We start from the raw sequence: 23,691 nt of genomic DNA on the forward strand, positions 1-23,691 counted from the left end.
GGCTCAGTCGACCAGGACGAAGTGGGCGCCGCAGTAGGGGCAGTCGGACTGCCCACCTTCGGTCTCGATCGGCAGGTACACGCGCGGATGCGAGTTCCACAGCGCCATCGACGGCAGCGGGCAGCTCAGCGGCAGGTCGGCGCGGCGCACCTCGTACCGGGTCTGGGCGTTGGCGGGCTGCGACTGGGCGGTGGACATCGTGGCGTGACCGGGGAGTTGCGGGAATAGGCACAGTTTACCGCGCCTGCGCGCCCCTGGCCCGGGTCAGGCGGGCAGCTGGAAAAGCAGCACCCGGGCCGTCGTCGGGGCGGCGCCGACCAGCGCGACAGGCGCTCCCGGGCCCTGCACCGGCCAGCCGAGGCCGTCGCCGGCGGCAAGCCGCACACCGTCGACGATCACGCCGCCATCGAGCACCTCGAGCCAGCAGCGGCCAGCACTGCCGGCGGGGAGGGCCAGGGTGGCACCGGCGTCGACGCCTGCGCCCATGATCCGCGCCCGCTGGCGCAGCGGCAGGCTGTCCCCGGCACCCGCGGCGGCCGCGAGCGTGATCCAGGCGTCCGCGTCGGCCGACGAATCACGCGCGACGGCCTCGGACACACCCGGAAACCCGCCGGCACGCACGTCCAGCGCCGGCGCCGCGTTCACCCGATCCGGCTGCAGCCAGCACTCCAGGATCTGCAGCGATGCCGTGGCCGATGCATTGGCCAGCCGCGACGCCATACCATGGCCGGATCCCATCCACACCATGCCGCCCGCTTCCAGGCGGTGGCGGCCGAGATCGCCGCAGTCGACGTCCAGCACGCCGTCCAGCACCAGTACCAGCCGCTCCATGTTGGCCACGCGGCCGTCGTCGCGGGCGGCGCCGGGCGCCCAGGATTGCCGCGACAGCACGCGCAGCACGCCCCAGCCCATCCAGTCGCGGTCGATGTCGCCGCCGCGCGAAAACGCCTCGGTCGCTTCGATGCCGTCGCGGTGCCAGCGTCCGCGCGCGGCGGCGGGACGCAGCGCCGGCGCGCCCGCGGCATGGCCGGGTCCCGCACTCATTCGATGCGCGCGGCCTCGTCGAACGGCAGCCGCGGCGAGCGCGGGAACAACTGCGCCGGATCGCCCTGGCCGAGGTTCACGAGGATGTTGGAGCGCACAGCCGTGCCCTTGAAGAAGGCCTCGTCGACCATCGTGTTGTCGAAGCCGGTCATCGGGCCGCAGTCCAGGCCCAGGGCGCGCGCGGCCATGATCAGGTAGGCGGTCTGCATGCTCGAGCCGCGCAGGCCGACGCGCTCCAGGCGCGCCTCTTCGGCACCGGCAAACCAGGAGCGCGCATCCGTATGCGGGAACAGCACTGGCAGCTTGTCGTAGAAGGCCATGTCGTAACCCACGATCACCGTGACCGGCGCCGCCAGGGTCTTGTCGCGGTTGCCGTCGCTCAACGCCGGCGCCAGCTTCGCCTTCGCCTCGGGCGAGCGCACGAAGACGAAACGCGCCGGGCAGGAGTTGGCCTCGGTCGGGCCGAACTTCAGCAGGTCGTACAGCGCGCGCAGCGTGTCGTCGCCGACCTCGCCACCGATGGCGTTGTGGGTGCGGGCTTCGCGGAACATCTGGGCAAGCGTGGCGTCAGGCAGCGCGTCGGGCATCAGGATCCCTCGTGGTTCGATGACAGAAGTCCGCAGTGTAGAGTCCCGGCGATGCCTCCACCTTCCCACGGCCGCAACGCATGGTCTTGAACGCGCAGCGCGATGCGCCAGGCGTGTTGGCGCTGAGCGACGGCCGCGCCGGCAACGCGCGCCAGGCCAACGCATTGGCCGCGGCGCTGTCGCCGGCGCCCGGCGAACTGGTGCTGGCACCGAAGGCGCCCTGGCGCTGGCTGGCCCCGCGGCGGCTGCCGGGCGACCGCAACGCGTTCGGCTCCGGATTCGCGACGCTGCTGGCCGCGCCGCCGGCGCTGGCGGTGGGCTGTGGGCGCCAGGCGGCGCTGGCCACGCGCCTCCTGCGCGGGTGCGGCGCGCGCGTGGTGCAGGTGCTCGATCCGCGCCTGCCGACACGCCACTGGGACCTCGTGATCGCCCCTGCGCACGACGGCCTGCATGGCGACAACGTCATCACCCTCGCCGGCAGCCTGCATCCGGTCGACGACGCCTGGCTGGCGCGTGGACGCGAAGCCTTCCCGGACATCGCCGCACTGCCCACGCCGAGAATCGCGGTGCTCGTCGGCGGCCCGAGCGCGCACGCCGGCTTCGAGGTCGCCGATTTCGAAGCCTTGATGGCCAGCGCCGAAGGCATGGCCGCCAGCGCCGGCGGCAGCCTGCTGGTGACCGCGTCGCGGCGCACGCCCGACACGGTGCGCGCGGCATTGCGTGCGCGGCCCCGGGAGGTGCCGACCCTGGCGTGGGTCGACGACGCCGACGGCGCCAACCCCTACGCCGGCCTGCTGGCCTGGGCCGACCGCATCGCCTGCACGGCCGACTCGGTGAACATGCTGTCCGAAGCCTGCGCGACCGGAGCACCGGTCTTCGTGCAGCGCCCCGACGCCGTGCACGGACGGCCACGCCGCTTCATCGACGACCTGCTTGCGCGCGGCCGTATCCGCCCGCTCGACGACGCGGCCCTGTCCTTCAACGCGCAACCGCTGCGCGAGACCGCGCGCGTGGCCGCCGAGGTCCGCGCGCGGCTGGGGCTGGCCTGAGCGAACGCCAGGCGCGGCGGCGCCCGGTTTGTCCTATGCTCGCCCCAACACGCGTCGAGGGCTCCACACATGGCGACACCCGGCCACGCAGACCGTCCGATCGACCGCTGGTTCTCCAGCTATTCCGACGACCATCGCAACGACACCAACCAGGTCATCCACGTCTTCGCGGTGCCGGCGATCCTGTGGAGCGTGATCGCGCTGCTGTGGTGCATCCCGGCGCCCGGCACCCTGTTCAAGCCGGGCATCTGGGCGGCGCTGCCGATGTTCGCGGCCTGGCTGTTCTACCAGCGCGGCTCGCGCCTGCTGGGCACCGGCATGCTGTTGGTGTTCCTGGCGCTGTCGGCGCTGACCTGGTGGCTGCACGGCGAACTCGGCACCCGCGGGCTGCTCTGGCTCGCGGTGGCCGTGTTCGTGGTCGCCTGGATCGCGCAGTTCGTCGGACACAAACTCGAGGGGCGCAAGCCCAGCTTCCTCACTGACCTGGTCTACCTGCTGATCGGCCCGGCCTGGGTGCTGTCCAAGCTCTACCGCCGGCTCGGCTGGCGCTGGTAGCCGCGCCCCGGCGCAACGATCCGTGCCATGACGATGGCCGCCGGGCACGCGCGGCGCGCGGCGGCGCAGGCGACAATGGCCCATGTCCCCACGTGACCTTTTCCTGATCCTGGTCGTCTGCCTGGCCTGGGCCGGCAACTTCCTGTTCTCGGCCTACGCACTGCTCGAGATGCCGGCCTTCCTGTACACGGCGCTGCGGATGGCGATCGTGGCGCTGGTGCTGCTGCCGTTCCTGAAGCCCGTGCGGCGTGAACAGTGGCCGCGCTTCCTCGCCGTGGCGCTGTGCATGAACGTGTTCCACTTCGGGCTCAGCTTCTGGGCGCTGCGCCTGGCCGGCGAGCTGTCGGCGGTGGCGATCGTGATGCAGAGCTACGTGCCGATGTCGGCGCTGCTGGCCTGGGTGGTGCTGGGCGAACGCTTCGCCTGGCGCACCGGCACCGCGATCGCGGCCAGCTTCATCGGCGTGCTGGTGATCGGATTCGATCCCTCGATCATCGAGAAGCCGGTGGCGATCCTGGCGATGCTGGTCTCTGCCGCGTTCCTGGCGCTGGGCACGGTGCTGATGCGCCGCCTGGGCGGCATCGGCATGGTCACCCAGCAGGGCTGGAGCGCGCTGATCGCGGTACTGCCGCTGCTTGCGCTCAGCCTGGTGTTCGAACCGGGCGGGATTGCGGCGCTGGCGACGGCGAGCCCCCGGGCCTGGATCGGCGTGTCCTACTCGGCGCTGGTGGCGTCGCTGCTGGGCCACGGCATCTACTTCCTGCTGCTGCAACGCCACCCGGTGGCACAGCTCACGCCGTGGCTGATGCTGACGCCGCTGCTGGCCGTGCTGCTGGGCATCTTCGTCTGGGGCGACAGCCCCGGGCCGCAGCTGTGGATCGGCGGCGCACTGGTGCTGGGAGGCGTGGTGGCGATCGCGCTGCGCGCGCTGGCGAAGGCGCGGCCGCTGCCGCCGGCGCGCGACATCTGATTTCTGCCGGATCGGATCAGTCGAGGCCGAACATCGTCGCATCGGGCCGGAACGGACGCGGCGCGTGGCCCAGCGCCGCGGCGGCCGGCGCGCTGTCGAACACCAGGTCCTGCCGCAGCCGCAGCTGCGCTTCGCGGCCGAACCCCTGCAGGCGGCCGGATGCGCGCAGCACGGCGGCCAGCGCCGCGAACACCGGCGCGGGCAGTTCCACCAGCCGCGCGGGCGGTTCCAGCACCGCGAGCACGCGCGCCACCATGTCGCGATAGGCCAGCGTTTCGCCTCCGGGCAGGTCGTAGCCGTGACCGCCGGCAGCCTCGGCGTCCAGCGCCGCGATCGCGGTCGCCGCAAGGTCATCGACGTGCACCGGCTGACGCAGGCCGGACGCACCGCGTGGCAGCACGAACAGCCCGCGTGCCCGCGCCATCGCCGCGATCCGGCTCAGCGTCCGGTCGCGGCCCGCGCCATAGACCAGGGTCGGACGCAGGACGATGGCGTCGGTACCGCGGGAACGCACCGTTTCGAAGAGCGCCCGCTCCGACGCCGCGAGACGCGCGGCGAGTCCACGCTCTCCGGCATCGGCCGACCCACGCTTCACCGCAAGGCTGGTCGAGCCGAACGCCACCACCCGCGGCGCGGACACGCAGGCCGCCGCCTGCCACTGCGCGAACCGGTCCAGCGGCCCACAGCTGAGGATGGCGTCGTAGTCCGGCGCCAGCGCCGGCATCGCATCGAATCCGCCGCGCAGCCAGCGCAGCCCCGGCTGCGGCGCGCGCGCCGAACGCGACGGCGCATCCACCTGCCAGCCCGCGAGCAACAGGCGCGCGAGCACAGCTTCGCCGACCTGTCCGCTGCCGCCGAACAGCAGCGCGCGGCCACGCGCGGCGGTCATGCCGGTCGCATCCGCAGGGGTGCGATCGAAGGGTCGGAAATGGAATACATCGGCTCAGGATATGCGACCACCGATACCGGAGGTCATTTCCACCGCTGCTAGAATCCCCTGGTGCCGTGCGGAGCGCGGCGTCCCCCTGCAAGACCCAAGGACACAGATGCTTGAACTGATGCTGGCCCTGCCCTTCGTGCTGGCGCTGGTGCTCGCGATCCTGCGCGACGCACCGGCCCGGGCGGTCGCTTGGCTCGCGGGCCTGGCGCCGCTGCTGGCGCTTGCGGTGCTGGTCTGGCTGACGCCGGCGGTGATGGGCGGCGACATCCCGCGCGCGATGCACGAATGGCTGCCACAGGCCGGGCTCGCCTTCAGCCTGCGCCTGGACGGCCTGGGCTGGATGTTCTCGCTGATGGTGCTGGGCATCGGCGCCCTGGTGGTGCTGTACGCCCACTATTACCTCGGGCCGCAGGAAAAGACCCGGCGCTTCTTCTGCTTCCTGCTGCTCTTCATGGGCTCCATGCTGGGCATGGTGCTGTCGGGCAACCTGCTGCTCACGGTGGTGTTCTGGGAGCTCACCTCGATCAGCTCCTTCCTGCTGATCGGTTTCTGGTTCCACCGCGACGACGCCCGCGAGGGCGCGCGCATGGCGCTCACCATCACCGCGGCCGGTGGCCTGGCGCTGCTCGGCGGCGTGGTGTTGATCGGCAGGGTCGTGGGCAGCTACGAGCTCGATGCCGTGCTGGCCGCGGGCGATGCCATCCGCGCCCATGAGTACTACCCGTGGATCCTCGGCCTGGTGCTGGCCGGCGCGTTCACCAAGAGCGCCCAGTTCCCCGTGCACTTCTGGCTGCCGCACGCGATGGCGGCGCCCACCCCGGTCTCGGCCTACCTGCACTCGGCGACGATGGTGAAGGCCGGCGTGTTCCTGCTCGCGCGGCTGCACCCGGCGCTGGCGGGCACCGACCTGTTCTTCTACGTGGTGACCACCGTGGGCGCGCTGACCCTGCTGGTGGGCGCCTGGAACGCGATCTTCCAGCACGACATCAAGGGCGTGCTGGCGTACTCGACGATCTCCCACCTCGGGCTGATCACCCTGCTGCTCGGCCTGTCGACGCCGATGGCGGTGGTGGCGGCGATGTTCCACATCCTCAACCACGCGACGTTCAAGGCCTCGCTGTTCATGGCCGCCGGCATCATCGACCACGAGACCGGCACCCGCGACATGCGCCGCCTGGGGGGGCTGCGCCGGCTGATGCCCTATACCAGCGCGCTGGCGATCATCGCCTCGCTGGCGATGGCCGGCATCCCGCTGCTCAACGGCTTCCTGTCCAAGGAAATGTTCTTCGCCCAGGCGCTGGAGATCGAGGGCCACGAAGCGATGCGCATCTTCGTGACGGTCGCCGCGTTCCTGTTCGCGACCTTCGGCGTCGCCTACAGCCTCCGCTTCGTCTACGACACCTTCCTCGGGCGCGGCCCGCGCGCGGTCCAGGACGACGTCCACGAGCCACCGCGCTTCATGCAGGTGCCGGTGGCGATCCTGGTGGTCACCTGCGTGGCCGTGGGCATCGCGCCACAGTGGACCATCGGCCCGGCGCTGCAGACCGCGGCGCGCGGCGTGCTTGGGGATGCACTGCCCGACTACAGCCTTGCCGTCTGGCACGGCATCAATACCCCGCTGCTGATGAGCCTTGGCGGAGTGGTCTGCGGCGTGCTGCTGTACCTGGGCCTGCGCGGGCTGCTGGACATGCACGCCATCGTGCGCCAGTCGCAGGGCCGCAAGCTGTTCCACCTCAACATCGAGGCGCTGTTCCGGCTCGGCCGCCGCTTCACCCACACCGTCGCCAACGGCAGCATGCAGCGCAGCATCCTGTGGCTGGTGCTGGTGGCGATCGCCGCCGGCGCTGCGCCGTTCATCGCCAACTGGGGCGAGCCCCGCCCCGAGACGATTTTCGTCGGCCAGCCGATGGTGCGCCTGGCCTGGGTGCTGTGGCTGATGCTGGTCGCCTGCGCGCTGGGCACCCTGGCGCTGTACCGGCACCGGCTGCTGGCGGTGCTGGTCATGGGCGGCTGCGGGCTGGCGGTGAGCATGACCTTCGTCGCGCTGTCGGCGCCGGACCTCGCACTCACGCAGCTGCTGGTGGAGCTGGTGACCGTCGCGCTGATGCTGCTGGGCCTGCACTACCTGCCCAAGGATTCGCCGCTGTCGCGCTCGCTGCCGCGCCGCCTGCGCGACGGCGCCGTAGCGCTGGTCGCGGGCGTGGGAACCGCGGGGCTCGCCTGGGCGATGATGACGCGCCCGGCCATGAACGGCACCGCCGCCGAGATCACCGCGCGCGCGCTGCCCGAGGCCTGGGGCACCAACATCGTCAACGTGATCCTGGTCGACTTCCGCGGCTTCGATACCCTGGGCGAGATCACCGTGTTCGGCATCGCCGGCCTCGCCGTCCACGCCATGCTGCGCCGCGCGCGCATGGCGCCCGAGAAGATCATGCCCGGGCCACCGGTGAAGCTGCCGGTACCCGCCGACCTTGCGCAGATGATGTTCCCGCTGACGCTCGTGGTGTCGATCTTCCTGTTCCTGCGCGGCCACAACGCGCCCGGCGGAGGCTTCATCGCCGGCCTGACGCTGGCGGTGCCGCTGCTGATCCAGTACGTGATCCAGGGTGCCGAGTCGGTCGAGTCGCGCTTCGGCTTCGACTACATCCGCGCCATCGGCCTCGGCCTGCTCGTGGCGCTGTTCGGCGGCGCGGCGGCCATGGTGTTCGACCTGCCCTTCCTGTCCAGCGGCCACTACGACCTCGAGCTGCCGCTGCTGGGGACGATCCCGCTGGCCAGCGCCGCGGTCTTCGACCTGGGCGTCTACCTGGTCGTGTTCGGAAGCACCATGCTGATCCTGTCGATGATGGGCACCCTCAGGCCCTCCAAGAAGATGATCGCCCACCGCGGCACGATCGATCCCGCCACGCGCTCCGCGATCACCGGGGAGGCCGCTTGATGGAAATGGCGATCGCAAGCGGCATCGGCGTGCTGGTCTTCGCCGGCGTGTACCTGATCCTGCGCGCACGCAGCTTCGACGTGATCCTCGGGCTCACACTGCTGTCGTACGCGACCAACCTGCTGATCTTCTCCAGCGGCCGCCTGGTCGTGGGCAAGCCGCCCGTGCTGCAGCCTGGCATGGAGGCGACGCTCGCCAACCACACCGACCCCCTGCCGCAGGCGCTGGTGCTGACCGCGATCGTGATCTCGTTCGCGATGACCGCGGTGATGATCGTGCTGGCGATGCGCAGCCGTGCCGACAACGACAGCGACCATGTCGATGCCGGCGACGTGCGTGACGACCGGGGGGACCGCTGATGAGCCAGCTCCCCATCCTCCCGATCCTGCTGCCGCTGCTCGGTGGCGCGCTGTCGCTGTTCGTCGAGCACCGGCGCGTGGGCACCGTGGTGCAGCGCTCGGTGGCGTGGACGTTCATGCTCGCCACGCTGCTGGCCTCGATCCTTCTGGTGGCGCGCGCGAACGAAGGCTCCATCCTGGTCTACCTGGTGGGCGACTGGCCGGCGCGGATCGGCGTCGCGCTGATGGTCGACCGGCTCGCGGCGCTGATGGTGCTCACCACGTCGCTGCTGGGCGTCGCCTGCCTGCTGCACGCCTGCTCGGGCTGGGACCGGCGCGCGCCGCACTTCCATGCCCTGTTCCAGCTGCAGCTGATGGGTCTCAACGGCGCGTTCCTGACCGGCGACATCTTCAACCTGTTCGTGTTCTTCGAAGTGATGCTGATCGCCTCCTACGGCCTGCTGCTCTCCGGTGGCCGTGGCGTGCGCATGAGCGCGGGCCTGCACTACGTGGCCTTCAACATCGCCGCATCCACCCTGTTCCTGATCGCGCTTGGCCTGGTGTACGGCGTGTTCGGCACGCTCAACATGGCCGAGCTCGCGGTGCGCGTGGCCGAGGTGCCGCCGGGCTCGCTGCTGCTGGCCAAGGCCACCATCGGCCTGCTGCTGGTGGTGTTCTGCGCCAAGGCCGCGTTGCTGCCGCTGTACCTGTGGCTGCCCGAAGCCTACACCCGCGCCCCGGCGGCGGTGGCGGCACTGTTCGCGATCATGACCAAGGTCGGCATCTACGCGGTGCTGCGCGTCAGCTCGCTGATGCTCGGCGACGGCGCGGGCGCGATGGCCGGCTACGGCTGGGACTGGATGCTGCCGGCCGCGGTCGGCGGGCTGGCCCTGGCCACGCTGGGCGTGCTCGCGGCGTCGCGGCTGCGGGTGCTGGTGGCCTATGTGGTCCTGGTCTCGGCCACCACGCTGTTCGTCGCCTTCGGGCTGCGCTCGGCCGGCACCATCGGCGCAGGCCTGTACTACCTGATGCACAGCACCTTCGTCGCCGCGGCCCTGTTCCTGGTCGCCGACCTGGTGCGCCGCGGTCGCGGCGACGCCGGCGACGCGCTGCGGGCATTTGCCCCGGCGCCGGGCGTCCGGGTGATGGCCGGCGTGATGTTCCTGGTCGGCGCAGTCTCGGTGGCGGGACTGCCGCCGCTGTCGGGCTTCATCGGCAAGACCCTGCTGCTGCAGGCGATCCCCGAGGCCGACATCCAGTGGGCGTGGCCGGCGATCCTGGGCAGCAGCATGCTGGTGATCGTGGGACTGACCCGCGCCGGGACCCGCATTTTCTGGAAGCCCGCGCCCCTGCAGTCCTCGCCGCCCGGTGACGGCCCGCGCAACGCGCGCGGCCGCCTGCGCCTGCCGGAGACCATCGCCACCATGCTGCTGCTGTCCTACGGCGTGGCGATGGCGGTGGCACCGGGCCCGGTGACGGCCTACACCCGCGCCACCGCCGAACAGCTGCTCGCACCGGCGACCTACGTCGACCAGGTGCGCGCCGCGATGCCGCAGAGGAGGCTGCCATGAACTACCGCCGTCTCCTGCCATCCCTGCCGCTGACGCTGTCGATCACGGTCTTCTGGCTGCTGATGGTCTCCGAGGTGAACGCGGCGCAGGTGGCGCTGGCCCTCCTCCTGGGCCTGGTGATCCCGCTGTACGCGACCCGGATCGACCGCGAGTTCGCCCGCATCGGCAGCCTCCGCCCGCTGCCCAAGCTCATGGTCGTGCTGCTGTGGGACATCCTGCTGTCCAACGTGCGGGTGGCGAAGCAGGTCCTGAGCCGCGAGGCCCGCATCCATTCCGGCTTCATCTGGTATCCCCTGGAGATCGGCAACATCCACGGCATCACCGCTTTGGCCTGCTGCATCACCCTGACCCCCGGCACCGTGACCGCCGCGCTGTCCGATGACCGCCACTACCTGCTGGTGCACGTGCTCGACCTCGCCGACGAGGCGCAGCTGGTGGCCGACATCAAGCGCCGTTACGAGCGCCCGCTGATGGAGATCTTCCCGTGAACACTCCCGAACTCGTCGGCATCCAGCTGTTCGGCCACGGCCTCATCGAAACCACGATCGGGATATCGATGTACGTGGTCGGCACCGCGATGCTGCTGGCGATCTGGCGGCTGTTGCGCGGCCCGACCGTGCCCGACCGGATCCTGGCCCTGGACACGCTCAACGTCACCGCCATCGCCGAGCTGATGCTGCTGGGCATGCACCTGCGGACCGCCATCTATTTCGAGGCCGCCCTGATCATCGCCATGCTGGGCTTCGTCAGCACCGTGGTGCTGAGCAAGTACGTCATGCGGAGGGACATCGTCGAATGAACGTCTTCTGGGAACTGCTGCTGGTGGCACTGCTGCTCGTGGGCACCTTCTTCATCCTGATGGGTGGCATCGGCCTGGTGAAGCTGTCGGAGTTCTTCCGCCGCCTGCACGCGCCAACCAAGGCGAGCACGCTCGGCGTGGGCTGCGTGCTGACCGCGTCGGTCGGCTACCACCTGTTCGTGGGCAGCGACCCGCAACCGCGAGAGCTGTTGATCATCGCCTTCCTGCTGATCACCGCGCCGATCAGTGCGCACCTGATGTCGAAGGCGGCGCTGTCGCTGCGCATGGACGAATGGCCGCAGCTGCCGGGCAAGTCCGACGAGGACACGCACGTGCCACCGCGGCCGGACGGCAGCGACGACGAAGGGTACTGACGCCGCGGCTCAGGCCAGCAGCGCGAACTCCAGCACCAGCCAGGCGACCAGGGCGGCGAGCAACAACCCGCCTTCGCCACGGCTGATGGTGGTGTTGCCGCGCAGCAGCGGTACCAGCAGCAACGCGAACAGGAACGCCACCGGCAGTTCCAGGCGCACGAACGAGGCCGGCACCGGCACCATGCCGCCGATCGCCGCCATGCCGCCCAGCACCACCAGCAGGTTGAACAGGCTGGAGCCGATCACGTGTCCGGCGACGATGTCACCCTGACCTCGCCGCGCGCCGGCCACGGCGGCGGCGGCTTCCGGCAGCGCCGTTCCGATCGCCACCAGCACCAGGCCCGCGACCAGCGAGTCCATGCCCAGGGCATGGCCGATCACCGGCACCTGGGCCACGATCCAGCCGGCACCGAACCACAGCAGCACCGTGGCCAGCGCCACGCGCACCAGGTTCAGGCCGAGGCCGCCGCGGGTCGCGGCGAAGGCGTCGATTTCCGCGCGCACCTCTGGCGACTCGTCGTCGGCGCGCGTGGCGGCGTAAGCGACCACCGCCACGAACACGAGCAGCAGGCCCACGCCTTCGATGCGCGACAGGCCGCCATCGAGACTGAGCCCCCCCACCGCGACCGTCGCCAGCAGCAGCACGAGCAACAGCGGGGACAGGGCGCGCCAGCGCAGCACCAGCGGTGCCGCCAGCGCGGCGGCGCCGAGTGTCAGGCCGATGTTGGCGATGTTGCTGCCGACCGCGTTGCCCAAGGCCAGCGCGCTGTCGCCGGACGCGACTGCGCGCGCATTGACCGCGAGTTCCGGGAGCGACGTCGCCACCGCCACCAGGCCCAGGCCGGCGGCGAAGCGCGGGATGCGAAGGCGCTCGGCAAGTCCCGCGGCGCCCTTCACCAGCGAGTCGCCACCCAGGGCAAGGAACAGGAGTCCCAACAGTGTGAATCCGATCGCCTCACCCATCGCTCGCCTCCATTGAATCCAATGATCCCGGGCTCAGCTACAGCCTTCGACGTAGCCGATCTGGGGGGCAAGACCGACCCGCCAACTGGTCACGCGACCGTCGGCGCCGAGCTCGAAGAACAGCCGCGACGGCACGCTGCCGGCGTCCTGGGCGCTCATCAGCACCTTGCCGCCCTCGACGTACTTGTGGCCCGTCGACTCCAGCCGCTTGCCGTACAGGCCCTGGAGCGTCGCCTCGTCCATGCCGACGCGGCCGCCGCCGGGCGCAGTGAGCTCGCCGGATTCGACGCTGTAGCGCACGAAGAGGTCGTTTTCGAACATGAAGGCCAGTTCGGCCGGCGTCGCCTGTCCCGCGGGACTCAGGTGATGGCAGGCGTTGACGTCCTCGGGGCCGCCGTCGGGGCCCAGCGCATTGCCGGTCCAGTCCGTCCGCGCCTCTTCGGCGGTCATGCCGAATTCGATGCTTCCGTAGCCATCCATGCGTGCATCGCCCGAAGCAGGAATCGCGGCCGCGGCGCCGGCAGGCTCGGTCACGGGTTCGATCGCCTCGATCGCGCTCGACGCCGCTTCGGCGCCGGCGTCCGCCGTGCGCTCGGCGCTGCAGGCGGCCAGGGCGAGGGTGAGCAGGGCAACGACGTGGACAGGACGCATGCGATGTCTCCGTGTGGGGAGACGCAAGGCTACACAAAAACCGCGTGGGCGCACGTGGAGGCGCCGGCGGACACGCGGGGCACGGGCCGCGCCGGCGAATCAGCCGTCCGGGTTGAAATGCCTGCGCAATCCGGCCCAGCAGGCCTGGTAGCCACGCTGGCGGTGTGCGGCATCGATCGCCTGCGTCGTTGGCCGGATCACCGCCCGGGTCTCGAACATGAAGGCCATGGTGTCGGCGATCACGTCGGGTTTCGACAGGTCGGCGGCCGATGCCTTCTCGAAGGTCGCGGCGTCCGGACCGTGGCCGGTCATGCAGTTGTGCAGGCTGCAGCCACCCGGTGCGAAGCCCTCGGCCTTGGCGTCGTACGCGCCGTGTATCAGGCCCATGAACTCGCTTGCCACGTTGCGGTGGAACCACGGCGGCCGGAACGTGTCCTGCGCCACCAGCCAGCGCGGCGGGAAGATCGCGAAATCCATGTTGCTCACGCCCTCGGTGTCGCTGGGCGAATGCAGCACCAGGAAGATCGACGGATCGGGATGGTCGAAGCTGATCGAGCCGATCGCGTTGAAGCGCCGCAGGTCGTACTTGTAGGGCGCGCAGTTGCCATGCCAGGCGACCACGTCCAGCGGAGAGTGGCCGATGTCGGCGCGCCACAGGTGGCCCTGGAACTTCGCGACGAGCTCGAACTCGCCTTCCTCGTCCTCGTACGCGGCTACCGGCGTCAGGAAGTCGCGCGGATTGGCCAGGCCGTTGGAGCCGATCGGTCCCAGGTCAGGCAGCTTCAGCATGGCGCCGTAGTTCTCGCACACATAGCCGCGTGCCGTGCCATCGATGAGCTCGACGCGGAAGCGCACCCCGCGCGGGACCACCGCGATCTCCTGCGGCTCGACCTCGAGCACGCCGAGTTCGGTGGCGATGCGCAGCCGGCCCTGCTGCGGGACGATCAGCAGCTCGCCGTCGGCGCTGTAGAAGAAACGGCCCTGCATCGAGACGTTTGCCGCGTACATGTGGATGCCGACGCCGGTGCCGACGGTGGATCCACCGTTGCCGGCCATGGTGGACAGGCCATCGACGAAGTCGACCGTCTCGCCCTCGCCGGGCATCGGCAGCGGATCCCAGCGCAGCTGGTCCGGCGTCACCGGCCCTTGGCCGAAATCCTCATGGAAACGGGGCTGCGCCCAGGGCTTGAACTCGCCATGCATCGCCGCCGGCCGGATCCGGTACAGCCAGCTGCGCCGGTTCGCGTGCCGCGGCGCGGTGAACGCGGTGCCGCTCAGCTGTTCGGCATACAGCCCATACGCCACGCGCTGGGGCGAATTGCGCCCCACCGGCAGCGCCCCGGCCACCGCCTCGGTGGCGAACTCGTTGCCAAACCCCGACATGTATCCGACCACGGTTGTCTCCCGGAAAAGCGAACAGCGTTTGGCCACGGATTACGCGGATAAGCGCGGATAGAGCAAAAGCTTTTGATAATGCATTTCGCTTGATCCGCGTTCATCCGCGCAGATCCGTGGCAAAAAAGCTTTTAGAGCACGCCGCGCCGCATCTGGTCGCGCTCGATCGACTCGAACAGGGCCTGGAAGTTGCCCTCGCCGAAGCCCTCGTTGCCCTTGCGCTGGATGATCTCGAAGAAGATCGGGCCGAACGCGTTCTGGCCGAAGATCTGCAGCAGCAGGCGCTTCTTGGTTTCCATGTCGGCATCGATGAGGATGGCGTTCTTCCGCAGGCGCGCCACGTCCTCACCGTGGTCGGGCACGCGCTGGTCGACGACGTCGAAGTAGGTGTCCGGCGTATCGAGGAACGGGATGCCCGCCTCGCGCATCTTCTCCACCGACTCGTAGATGTCGTCGGTGAACAGCGCGATGTGCTGGATGCCCTCGCCCTTGTAGTCGCGCAGGTACTCGTTGATCTGGCTCTTCTCGTCCGAGGACTCGTTGAGCGGGATGCGCACCACGCCGTCGGGCGCGGTCATCGCCTTCGACAGCAGGCCGGTCTTCGAGCCCTTGATGTCGAAGTAGCGGATCTGGCGGAAGTTGAACAGCGTCTCGTAGTAGTCCGACCACTTCTGCATGTTCCCGAGGAACAGGTTGTGCGTGAGGTGGTCGATGAAGGTCAGGCCGAAGCCCTTCGGATGCTGGTCGACGCCGGGCAGCGGCTCGTAGTCGGCGTAGACGTCGTTGCTGCCGTCGTCGATCAGATACAGCATGCAGTCGCCGATGCCCTTGATCGCCGGGAAGCCGACGGCGCCGGTCTCGGGCTTGAAGCCGGCCTTTTCGCCGCCGTTTGCGAGCACGTGCTCGAGCACATCGGGGATCGGCTTCTTGAACCGGATCGCGAAGCCGCAGGCCGACGGACCGTGCTTGGCCGCGAAATCGGAGGCGAAGGAGTCCGGCTCTTCGTTGAGCAGGAAGTTGATCGTGCCCTGGCGGAACAGGGTGATCGCGCGCTGGCGGTGCTTCGCGATCGCGGTGAAGCCAAGCTTCTCCAGGTACTCGCGCATTGAATCTGCACGACCGGCGGGCGCCGCGAATTCGACGAACTCGAAGCCGTTGATGCCCATCGGGTTTTCGAAGGTGGTGACCTGCATGCCGAGGTTCGGCTGCGTGCTGGCCTGGGTCTGGGCGCTCATGGCGGCTCCTGGAGTGGACGGGAGGGACGCATTGTTATAGTTTCATATGAAACCAGTTGCAAGGCGCAGCGCAGCAATGACCCCTCCCGCCGATCTCCCCGACGCTCCAAATGCCCATGCCCCCTCTACGGACGCCGCGGCGGCCCTGGACCTGGAGCGTTTCGTTCCGTACCAGCTGAGCTTGTTGTCCAACGTCGTCAGCCAGGAAATCGCCCAGGCCTACGAGGAGCGCTTCGGGCTCGCGGTCACCGAATGGCGGATCATCGCCGTGCTCGGCCGCTTCCCGGGACTGTCCGCAGTCGGCGTGGCCGAGCGCAGCGCCATGGACAAGGTCGCGGTCAGCCGCGCCGTGGCCCGCCTGCTGGAACGCGGCCTGCTGCACCGCGAGGTCGACGGCGAAGACCGCCGCCGCTCGGTGCTCGAGCTCAGTGACGCCGGGCGTGAGATCCATGCCCAGGTCGCGCCGGTGGCGCTGGGCTACGAGCGCGACCTGCTGTCGGCGCTGACCGAGTCCGAACGCGCGCAGTTTTCGCGCATGCTGCACAAACTCGGCGAACATTACGGGCTATAGCGAACTGACCACTACGATGCGACCAGACACCGGTTCCGACGACGCCCGATTCCCCGGCGCCAGCGCCTGGCTGGAGGCCAACGCCCTTGCCGCGGCCTGCGACTGGGCCGGCGCCGCCGATGCCTACGCGCGACTGGCCGAAGCGACGCCCGGCGATGCGGCGGCGTGGATCGGACTGGCCAAGACCCTGGCGCGCACTGGCGCCTACCGCGACATGCACGCGGCCACGATGCGGGCGCACGCGGCAGGCCCGCGTTCCTGGCCGCACGCACTGGCGCTCGCCCGGCTGCTGCGCGACCTGCACGAGCCCCGCGCGCTGGCAGAACTTTCGCTCGCGCTTGCCGCGCAGGCCCATCACGCCAGCGTCGACGACATGGTCGCGCTGGCGGACCTGCTCGGCGCCGAGGACCTGCACGAAGAAGGGCTGGCGTGGCTGGACCGTGCCGTGGCCCGCGAACCCGGCCACGCCCCCGCACGCTACGTGCGCGGCAGCACGCGCCTGTTCCTGGGCGACATGGCCGGCGCCCGCGAGGACCTGGACCGGGCGATCGCCGTGACGCCGCACTTCGCCCATGCCCACCGCCGGCTGTCGCAGCTGCGGGCGCACGACGTGGCCGGCACCCGGGCGCGCATCGCCCGCCTGCGCGACGAGCGCGCACGCGTCGCGCCCGGCAGCGAGCACGACATCCATTTCAGCCACTCCCTGTTCGACGAGCTGCACGACCTCGGCGAACACGAGGCCGCCTGGCCCGAACTCGAGCGCGGCATGCGCGCCAAGCGCGCCGCCATGCGCTACGACGTCGCCGACGACCTGCGCCTGCTCGAGGCTATCCGCGACCGCTGCGACGCGGGATTCCTGGCCGGTCCGGGCCATGACCCGGGCACTGGCGCGCAGCTGCCCGTGTTCATCGTCGGCCTGTTCCGCTCGGGTTCCACCGTGCTCGAACGCATGCTCGGCGGCCATCCCGCGGTGGCCGAGGGCGGCGAAAGCATGGGCTTTGCCGCGGCGCTGCGGCTGGCCGCGGACCATCGCGGCCAGGGCCTGGTCGACGCCGGCCTGCTCGAGCGCCTGGAAACGATCGACTGGCCGGCGCTGGGCCGGGCCTTCCTCGAGGCCAACGCATGGCGCGCGCGCGGCCGCAGCCTGTGGACGGAGAAGCTGCCCACCAACTCCCTGCTGCTGGGCTGCATCGCACGCGCACTGCCGCGGGCGCGGTTCATCCATACCGAGCGCACGCCGATGGACGTGTGCTTCTCCAACCTGCGCATGCTCTATGGCGGCTCCGCGCGCTGGTCCTACGACCAGCGCGAGCTTGCTGCGTGGCACCAGGCGCACGCGGCATTGATGTCGCACTGGCGCGGGGTACTGGGCCCGAGGCTGCTCGATGTCCGCCACGACGACCTGCTGCGCGACCCCGACGCCACGATGCGTCGCGTACTCGACCATCTCGGCCTGGCCTTCGATCCCTCGGTGCTGAAGCCCGAACGCAGCGGTGGCGCCGTGGCGACCGCCAGCGCAGCGCAGGTGCGCTCAGGCCTGCGGGCGCCGCGCGCGCCCGACTGGCTGCCCTACCGCGATCACCTCGGCCCGCTAGCGGCGGGCCTCGGGGTCACGCTGGACTGAACTCCGCGCAAAAAAAGCCGCGCCCCGGAGGGCGCGGCGTGTCACTCATGCCGGGAGTACGCGTGGGCGTCGCTCAGCGGCGCTCTTCGGTGACGTCGATCCCGGCAGCGGCCGGCTCGCCGAGTTCGCTCTGCCCCGCGAGGTCATCGTCGCGCAGGGTGTCGAGGTGCATCAGCTTCTTCACCAGCGGTGCGATCACCAGCATCACCACGCCCACGCCCACCGCCAGCCAGCCGACGTTGGAGTAGACCTCCAGCACCTTCTCCGGGCCCGCGCCCTCGCCGCCGGTGGCGGCCGAGATCAGGCCCGCGGCGAAGTTGCCGGTGGCCGAGGCGAAGAACCAGGTGCCCATGATCAGGCTGGCCATGTGCGCCGGCGTCAGCCGGTTCATCGCCGAGAGCCCGACCGGCGACAGGCACAGCTCGCCGAGGGTGTGGATCAGGTAGATCACGAAGATGAAGATCACCGGGGTCGCGCCCACGGTCGACGCGTTGGCGCCGGCGACCAGGGCCAGGAAGCCCGCGCCCACCAGCACCACGCCGATGGCGAACTTGGCCGGGGTCGAAGGTTCCCAGCCGCGCTTGGCCAGCCACAGCCACAGCATCGCGAACAGCGGCGCGAGGCAGACGATGTAGATCGAGTTCAGCGACTGGAACATCGACGCCGGCACTTCCCAGCCGAGGATGTTGCGGTCGACCGAGCGGTCGGTGAACAGGTTCAGCGACGCGCCGGCCTGCTCGAACAGCGCCCAGAACAGGATCGAGCCGATGATCAGGTACATCGCGGCGAAGATCCGGTTGCGCTCTTCGCGCTGCATCGAGAACACCGCCTTGTAGAGCACGTAGCCGACCAGGATCAGGCCCGCGCCACCCAGCAGGAAGCCGACCAGCTTCTGGTGCTGGATCATCCACCACACCAGGCCCACGGTCAGGAAGCTGAGGACGTACAGCAGCCACTCGAAGCGGATGCCGAACAGCGGCGCCGCAAGCCGCTGCGGATCACGCGGCTCGCCGCGCCCCATCAGCATCGGCTTGCCGATCACGAACACCACCAGGCCCAGCAGCATGCCGACGCCGGCGGCGCCGAAGCCGTACTTCCAGCCATAGGTCTGGCCCAGGTAGCCGGCGATCAGCGAGCCGAGCATCGCGCCCAGGTTGATGCCCATGTAGAAGATCGTGTACGCCGGGTCGCGCCGGATGTCAGTGCGCGGGTACAGCTGGCCGACCATCACCGAGATGTTGGCCTTCAGGAAGCCCGAGCCGACGATGATGAAGGACAGCGCCAGCCAGAAGATATTCATCTCCGGCGCGTCCTGGCCGCCGGTGCCTTCGAAGGCCATCAGGAAGTGGCCGAAGGTCAGCAGCACGGCGCCGAACAGCACCGCCTTGCGCTGCCCCAGGTAGCGGTCGGCGAGGTAGCCGCCCACGACCGGCGCGATGTAGACCAGCGCGGTATACGCGCCGTAGATCACCGAGGCGTCGGAGTCCGAGAACATCCAGTGCTGCACGAGGTAGAAGATCAGCAGCGCGCGCATGCCGTAGTAGGAGAAACGCTCCCACATCTCGGCGAAGAACAGCACGAACAGGCCGCGTGGATGACCCAGGATGGTTTTCTGCGCCTCGATAGCGTGATCTGGATGGGACACTCGGTACTCCGTGGATTACGCCCGCGTTGCGACGGGCCGAATCCGCCAACTTACCGCACTGCGGCGCCAGCATGGAAGCTGAACGCGATGTCGAGAACGCGAACGGCGGCCGAAGGCCGCCGTCCGGAGCCTGCGCCTGGCGCGTCGGGCCTACTTCACCCCGTGCATCAGGCGCTGGATCAGCGGCGCGATCAGCAGCAGCACCACGCCCGCGCCAAGCAGCGCCCAGAACCCGAAGGTGTAGCCCGCCTGCGCCGAGGCGACCGTCATGCCGCCCTCGCCGCTGACGCTCGAGGCGAAGATCCCCGACAGGTTGTTGCCGATCGCGATCGACAGGAACCAGCCGCCCATCGCCAGGCCGGTCAACTTGGCCGGTGCCAGCTTGGTGGTCATCGACAGGCCGATCGGCGACAGGCACAGCTCGCCCACCGACTGGATGACATAGACCATGAACAGCGTCCAGAACGGGATCTTGAGCGACGCCGGGTCCACCAGGTTCGACAGCGCGAACACCAGCAGCAGGAACGCCAGGCCGTTGAAGATCAGGCCGAGGCCGAACTTGCGCGGGATCGACGGGTTCGCGCGGCCCATGGCCACCCACAGCCAGGCCAGGACCGGCGCCAGGGTGATGATCGCGATCGAGTTCACCGACTGGAACCAGCCCACCGGGAAGATCCAGCCGTTGAGGTCGCGGTCGACGATGTTCTGCGCCAGGAAGTTGAACGAGCTGCCGGCCTGCTCGAAGAACATCCAGAACAGCACGTTGAAGCCGAAGATGATCAGCATCGCGATCACCATGTCGCGCTGCCGCGAGCCCTCGCGGATGCCTTCGACCAGCAGCATGATCGCGGGCACCACGAACAGCGCCAGCAGGATCCAGTTGAGCACGCCGGCGTCGATGGTCAGCAGCAGGTAGAACACCGGGATCGCGACCAGCGCGCCGACCGCCACGACCAGCACGCGACCGAGACCCGGCGCATCCGCCGGCGCGGCGCCGATGCCCTTGAGCTGGCTGCGGCCGAACCAGAACCACACCAGGCTGAGCAGCATGCCGATGCCCGACGCGATGAACACCACCTTGTAGGCCGGCATGCCGTCGGCGCCGAACACCTTCTCGGCCAGCCAGCCGGTGAGGATGGGCGCGATGAACGCACCCATGTTGATGCCCATGTAGAAGATGGTGAAGCCGGAATCGCGACGCTGGTCATCGCTCGCGTACAGCTTGCCGACCATGGTCGAGATGATCGGCTTGAACAGGCCGTTGCCGACGATCACCGTGGCCAGGCCGAGCTTCAGCCACTGCTCGCTGGGCATGGTGATGAGGAACAGGCCCGCGGCCATGAAGATCGCGCCCAGCAGGATCGCGCGCTGGTAGCCGATCAGCTTGTCGGCGACGTAGCCGCCGAAGATCGCCGCCGCGTACACCAGCGCCAGGTAGGCACCGTACAGCTGGCTCGCGGGCGCTTCGCCTGTGGCGTCGCCGTTGTAGAACTGCGCCACGATGTACAGCACCAGCGCCCAGCGCATGCCGTAGAAGGCGAAGCGCTCCCAGAACTCGGTCATGAACAGCATCCACAGCGGACGCGGATGGCCCATGACCTGGGCAAACTCCGGAATGGCGGAGCCGCCCGCGGGCTTCTCCATGCCCGGCCCGGCGGGCTCGACGCGGTTCGAATTCATCGTGGTGACTCCCCGTTGGATGGATCGCACTTCCGCCCATCCCGACCCGCGGGCTCCGGCGGCGCCACGGCCGCGCTTTCGCCGGTCGCTTCGAGCGCGAACTTATCCCGGACTGGGCATCCTTGGGAACCGGGCCCGCCCACGGGGGCAGGGACCTCCCGGCTCAGCCGGCCGGGTAGACGTAGCTCGCGCCCACGCCCAGCGGGATGTCGAAGGCCCAGAACGCCAGCAGGAAGAGCGTCCACAGCACCGACAGGGCCACCGAATACGGGATCATCATGGACACCAGCGTGCCGATGCCCGCCGAAGACACGTAGCGCTGGCAGAACACCACGATCAGCGGGAAATACGGCATCAGCGGCGTCAGGATGGTGGTCATCGAGTCGCCGACGCGGTACGCGGCCTGGGTCAGGTCGGGCGACACGCCCAGCTGCATCATCAGCGGCACCATGATCGGCGCCAGCAGCGCCCACTTGGCCGAGGCCGAGCCGATGAACAGGTTGACGATGGCCGTCATCAGGATCAGGCCGATGATGGTCATCCACATCGGCAGGCCCAGGGCCTTGAGGAAGTCGGCACCCTCCACCGCCAGCAGCGTACCCAGGCCCGAGCCGTTGAATCCGGCCAGGAACTGGGCGATGAAGAAGGCGATGACGATGTAATAGGCCATGCCGGACATCGACCTGGTCATCGCCGCGATCACGTCGCGATGGCTTTTCACGGTGCCGGCGATGCAGCCGTAGACCACGCCGGGCAGCAGGAAGAACACGAAGATCAGGGCCACGATCGAGCGCATCACCGGCGCCGCGGCCACCAGCAGCGGATGGCTGCCCGCGGGGACCACCTCGGGCGCCGCGCGCCAGGGGCTGGTCTCGGGCCACAGGCTCAGCGCGAAGAGCACGCCGGCCACCGCCATCGCCGCCAGCGCCCAGCCCAGGCCACGGCGCTCGGCGGCGGTCAGCGGTTCCATGGTCGGCAGCTCGCTGGTGTCGCCATCGACCTTCATCCGTGCCAGTCGCGGCTCGACGATGCGGTCGGTGACGAACCAGCCGATGGCGATGATCAGGAGCGACGAGGCGGTGGTGAACACCCAGTTGTTGAGCGGATTCACCACCAGCAGCGGATCGAGGATGCGCCCCGCCTCCTGGGTGAAGCCCGCCAGCAGCGGATCGAGCGACGAAGGCACGATCAGCGTCGCCGAGAATCCGCCCGACACGCCGCAGAACGCCGCCGCGATGCCGGCCAGCGGATGACGGCCGGCGGCGTAGAAGATCACGCCGCCCAGCGGGATCACCAGCACGTAGCCGGCATCGACCGCGACGTGGCTGAGCACCGCCACCGCCACCAGGGCGGGGGTCAGCAGCTGCTTGGGCGTCACCGACAGCGCGCGGCGGAGGGCGGCGTTGATGAAGCCGGTGTGCTCCGCCACGCCCAGGCCGAGCATGGCCACCAGCACCACGCCGAGCGGCGCGAAGCCGAGGAACACGCTGACCATGTTCGCCATGAAGGCGGTGAGCGATTCGCCGGCGAGCTGGTTGACGATGCGGACCGGCTCGCCGCTGCGCGGGTCGATGGCGGCGAAGTCGATGCCCGACAGCGCCCACGACAGCCCCCAGACCAGGAGCATCAGCAGCAGGAACAGCACCGCCGGATCAGGAAGACGGTTGCCGACGCGCTCGATGGCGTCGAGGGCACGTGCCATGGCACCACGCGGGGCGATGGCCGCCTCCGGTCCTGCTTGCATCATTCGGGAATCCCCCTGCGAAATCAGGGGCGGATGCTAGCAGGCAGCTCGCGGGCTCAGTACGCGGCGTCGGCGGGCGAGCCGCCGATGCGGGTGCGCACTTCGAACAGTTCCGGGAAGAAAGTCAGCTCCAACGCCTGCTTCAGGAAGCCCACGCCGCTGGAGCCGCCGGTGCCGCGCTTGAAGCCGATGATGCGCATCACGGTGCGCATGTGGCGGAAGCGCCAGAGCTGGAACTCGGTCTCCAGGTCCACGAGGTCCTCGCACAGGTGATAGGCCTCCCAGTCCGCCGCGGTGTCGCGATAGATGCGCTCGAACACCGGCATCAGGTCGGGGTCCATCACGTGCGGCCGCGTCCAGTCGCGCTCCAGGTGCCGCGCCGGAATGGCGTGGCCGGTCCGGTCGAGGTAGCGCAGCGCCTCGTCGTAGAGACTGGGCGATTCCAGCGCGCTGCGCAGCATCGCCTGGGCCGCCGGGTCGTGGGCGAACACCTTCAGCATCCCGGGATTCTTGTTGCCGAGCAGGAATTCCACGGTGCGGTACTGGGCCGACTGGAAGCCCGATGACGGCCCCAGCAGGTCGCGGAACTCCGCGTACTCGGACGGCGTGAGGGTCTCCAGCACCGACCACATCGCGGTCAGCTGGCGCAGCACGCCCTTGCAGCGCGCGAAGATCTTCTGGCAGCGGTCCAGCCGGCCCTCGCGCAGGTGCCCGACGGCGGCCTGGAGCTCATGCACCAGCAGCTTCAGCCACAGCTCCGAGACCTGGTGCTGGATGATGAACAGCATCTCGTCGTGGTGCGGCGGGTCCGAGACCGGCTGCTGCGCCGAAAGCAGGCGGTCGAGCTGCAGGTAGCCGCCATAGGTCAGGCGCCCGGACAGCTCGGTGTGGATGCCGGCCTCGAGGGCACGTTCGTTGTCTTCGATGCTCATCCGTGAAGGGTAGCGCAGGGCGGGCAGCAGGCGAGTCGCGGCCCCACCCGGGGTTGCGCGGGCTGTCACCCGCCTGCAGCAGGCTT

Annotated in this window: 23 protein-coding genes; 11 read left to right on the forward strand and 12 right to left on the reverse strand. The window is 69.6% G+C overall.

Going from position 1 to position 23,691, the window contains the following annotated elements:
* Positions 1-3: 3 nt before the first annotated feature.
* The 3 genes from ACW5F0_RS06650 to ACW5F0_RS06660 form a co-directional block, all read right to left on the reverse strand.
* A complete protein-coding gene (locus tag ACW5F0_RS06650; protein ID WP_456964903.1) occupies positions 4-198 on the reverse strand; it encodes a zinc-finger domain-containing protein in 195 nt (64 codons plus the stop codon).
* Positions 199-264: 66 nt separating this feature from the next.
* Complete coding sequence (locus ACW5F0_RS06655) at positions 265-1,044, reverse strand: pirin family protein (protein ID WP_456999336.1); 780 nt, start codon at positions 1,042-1,044, stop codon at positions 265-267.
* Positions 1,041-1,631, reverse strand: coding sequence for a malonic semialdehyde reductase (locus ACW5F0_RS06660; protein ID WP_456999337.1), 591 nt, complete (start codon positions 1,629-1,631; stop codon positions 1,041-1,043). The genes ACW5F0_RS06655 and ACW5F0_RS06660 overlap by 4 nt, the downstream gene beginning before the upstream one ends.
* Positions 1,632-1,711: 80 nt before the next feature.
* On the opposite strand from ACW5F0_RS06660, the gene ACW5F0_RS06665 reads away from it, so the two are divergent.
* The 3 genes from ACW5F0_RS06665 to ACW5F0_RS06675 all read left to right on the forward strand — a co-directional run bounded on the left by ACW5F0_RS06665 (position 1,712) and on the right by ACW5F0_RS06675 (position 4,205).
* Positions 1,712-2,680 (forward strand): mitochondrial fission ELM1 family protein, encoded by a 969-nt coding sequence (locus tag ACW5F0_RS06665; RefSeq protein ID WP_456999338.1) that lies wholly within the window; start codon positions 1,712-1,714, stop codon positions 2,678-2,680.
* A 69-nt stretch (positions 2,681-2,749) separates the two neighbouring features.
* On the forward strand, positions 2,750-3,235 hold the full coding sequence (locus ACW5F0_RS06670; RefSeq protein WP_456964899.1) for an Mpo1 family 2-hydroxy fatty acid dioxygenase: 486 nt from the start codon (positions 2,750-2,752) through the stop codon (positions 3,233-3,235).
* Between the two features lie 82 nt (positions 3,236-3,317).
* On the forward strand, positions 3,318-4,205 hold the full coding sequence (locus ACW5F0_RS06675; RefSeq protein WP_456964898.1) for a DMT family transporter: 888 nt from the start codon (positions 3,318-3,320) through the stop codon (positions 4,203-4,205).
* Between the two features lie 16 nt (positions 4,206-4,221).
* On the opposite strand, the gene ACW5F0_RS06680 is transcribed toward ACW5F0_RS06675, so the two are convergent.
* The gene (locus ACW5F0_RS06680) at positions 4,222-5,094 is read right to left on the reverse strand and encodes an NAD-dependent epimerase/dehydratase family protein (protein WP_456964897.1); all 873 of its coding nucleotides are present in this window, start codon (positions 5,092-5,094) and stop codon (positions 4,222-4,224) included.
* 157 nt (positions 5,095-5,251) lie between these two features.
* Between ACW5F0_RS06680 and ACW5F0_RS06685 the strand changes: the two genes are divergently transcribed.
* The 6 genes from ACW5F0_RS06685 to ACW5F0_RS06710 are packed head-to-tail and all read left to right on the forward strand — an operon-like array spanning position 5,252 to position 11,165.
* A complete protein-coding gene (locus tag ACW5F0_RS06685; RefSeq protein ID WP_456999339.1) occupies positions 5,252-8,083 on the forward strand; it encodes a monovalent cation/H+ antiporter subunit A in 2,832 nt (943 codons plus the stop codon).
* Positions 8,083-8,442 carry a Na+/H+ antiporter subunit C gene (locus ACW5F0_RS06690; RefSeq protein ID WP_456964895.1) on the forward strand — a complete coding sequence of 120 codons (360 nt, stop codon included), beginning with the start codon at positions 8,083-8,085 and terminating at the stop codon, positions 8,440-8,442. The genes ACW5F0_RS06685 and ACW5F0_RS06690 overlap by 1 nt, the downstream gene beginning before the upstream one ends.
* Complete coding sequence (locus ACW5F0_RS06695) at positions 8,442-9,992, forward strand: monovalent cation/H+ antiporter subunit D (RefSeq protein ID WP_456964894.1); 1,551 nt, start codon at positions 8,442-8,444, stop codon at positions 9,990-9,992. Before ACW5F0_RS06690 ends, ACW5F0_RS06695 begins: the two co-directional genes overlap by 1 nt.
* Entirely contained in the window at positions 9,989-10,480 is a 492-nt protein-coding gene (locus tag ACW5F0_RS06700) for a Na+/H+ antiporter subunit E (RefSeq protein WP_456964893.1), read from the forward strand. Before ACW5F0_RS06695 ends, ACW5F0_RS06700 begins: the two co-directional genes overlap by 4 nt.
* Before the next feature lie 26 nt (positions 10,481-10,506).
* Positions 10,507-10,791, forward strand: coding sequence for a K+/H+ antiporter subunit F (locus ACW5F0_RS06705; RefSeq protein ID WP_456965268.1), 285 nt, complete (start codon positions 10,507-10,509; stop codon positions 10,789-10,791).
* Positions 10,788-11,165 carry a Na+/H+ antiporter subunit G gene (locus ACW5F0_RS06710; protein ID WP_456964892.1) on the forward strand — a complete coding sequence of 126 codons (378 nt, stop codon included), beginning with the start codon at positions 10,788-10,790 and terminating at the stop codon, positions 11,163-11,165. Before ACW5F0_RS06705 ends, ACW5F0_RS06710 begins: the two co-directional genes overlap by 4 nt.
* A 9-nt stretch (positions 11,166-11,174) precedes the next feature.
* On the opposite strand, the gene ACW5F0_RS06715 is transcribed toward ACW5F0_RS06710, so the two are convergent.
* The 4 genes from ACW5F0_RS06715 to hppD all read right to left on the reverse strand — a co-directional run bounded on the left by ACW5F0_RS06715 (position 11,175) and on the right by hppD (position 15,409).
* On the reverse strand, positions 11,175-12,128 hold the full coding sequence (locus ACW5F0_RS06715) for a sodium:calcium antiporter (protein WP_456964891.1): 954 nt from the start codon (positions 12,126-12,128) through the stop codon (positions 11,175-11,177).
* A 33-nt stretch (positions 12,129-12,161) separates the two neighbouring features.
* Positions 12,162-12,779 (reverse strand): lectin, encoded by a 618-nt coding sequence (locus ACW5F0_RS06720; protein ID WP_456964890.1) that lies wholly within the window; start codon positions 12,777-12,779, stop codon positions 12,162-12,164.
* A 99-nt stretch (positions 12,780-12,878) separates the two neighbouring features.
* Complete coding sequence (hmgA, locus tag ACW5F0_RS06725) at positions 12,879-14,162, reverse strand: homogentisate 1,2-dioxygenase (RefSeq protein WP_456965267.1); 1,284 nt, start codon at positions 14,160-14,162, stop codon at positions 12,879-12,881.
* A gap of 143 nt (positions 14,163-14,305) precedes the next feature.
* The gene (hppD, locus tag ACW5F0_RS06730) at positions 14,306-15,409 is read right to left on the reverse strand and encodes a 4-hydroxyphenylpyruvate dioxygenase (protein ID WP_456964889.1); all 1,104 of its coding nucleotides are present in this window, start codon (positions 15,407-15,409) and stop codon (positions 14,306-14,308) included.
* Positions 15,410-15,485: 76 nt separating this feature from the next.
* Here hppD and ACW5F0_RS06735 point away from each other — a divergent pair, with 76 nt between their 5' ends.
* Together ACW5F0_RS06735 and ACW5F0_RS06740 are read left to right on the forward strand one after the other, a co-directional pair.
* Positions 15,486-15,980 carry a MarR family winged helix-turn-helix transcriptional regulator gene (locus tag ACW5F0_RS06735; protein WP_456964888.1) on the forward strand — a complete coding sequence of 165 codons (495 nt, stop codon included), beginning with the start codon at positions 15,486-15,488 and terminating at the stop codon, positions 15,978-15,980.
* Positions 15,981-15,996: 16 nt separating this feature from the next.
* On the forward strand, positions 15,997-17,604 hold the full coding sequence (locus ACW5F0_RS06740) for a sulfotransferase (RefSeq protein WP_456999340.1): 1,608 nt from the start codon (positions 15,997-15,999) through the stop codon (positions 17,602-17,604).
* Positions 17,605-17,677: 73 nt separating this feature from the next.
* On the opposite strand, the gene ACW5F0_RS06745 is transcribed toward ACW5F0_RS06740, so the two are convergent.
* The 4 genes from ACW5F0_RS06745 to ACW5F0_RS06760 form a co-directional block, all read right to left on the reverse strand.
* Positions 17,678-19,249 carry a peptide MFS transporter gene (locus ACW5F0_RS06745; RefSeq protein ID WP_456964886.1) on the reverse strand — a complete coding sequence of 524 codons (1,572 nt, stop codon included), beginning with the start codon at positions 19,247-19,249 and terminating at the stop codon, positions 17,678-17,680.
* 150 nt (positions 19,250-19,399) lie between these two features.
* Positions 19,400-20,893, reverse strand: coding sequence for a peptide MFS transporter (locus ACW5F0_RS06750; protein ID WP_456965266.1), 1,494 nt, complete (start codon positions 20,891-20,893; stop codon positions 19,400-19,402).
* Between the two features lie 199 nt (positions 20,894-21,092).
* The gene (locus tag ACW5F0_RS06755) at positions 21,093-22,631 is read right to left on the reverse strand and encodes an AbgT family transporter (protein ID WP_456999341.1); all 1,539 of its coding nucleotides are present in this window, start codon (positions 22,629-22,631) and stop codon (positions 21,093-21,095) included.
* A gap of 98 nt (positions 22,632-22,729) precedes the next feature.
* Positions 22,730-23,605 (reverse strand): tryptophan 2,3-dioxygenase, encoded by an 876-nt coding sequence (locus ACW5F0_RS06760; RefSeq protein ID WP_456999342.1) that lies wholly within the window; start codon positions 23,603-23,605, stop codon positions 22,730-22,732.
* Positions 23,606-23,691 lie beyond the last annotated feature (86 nt).

Source organism: Luteimonas sp. A534 (assembly GCF_054072805.1).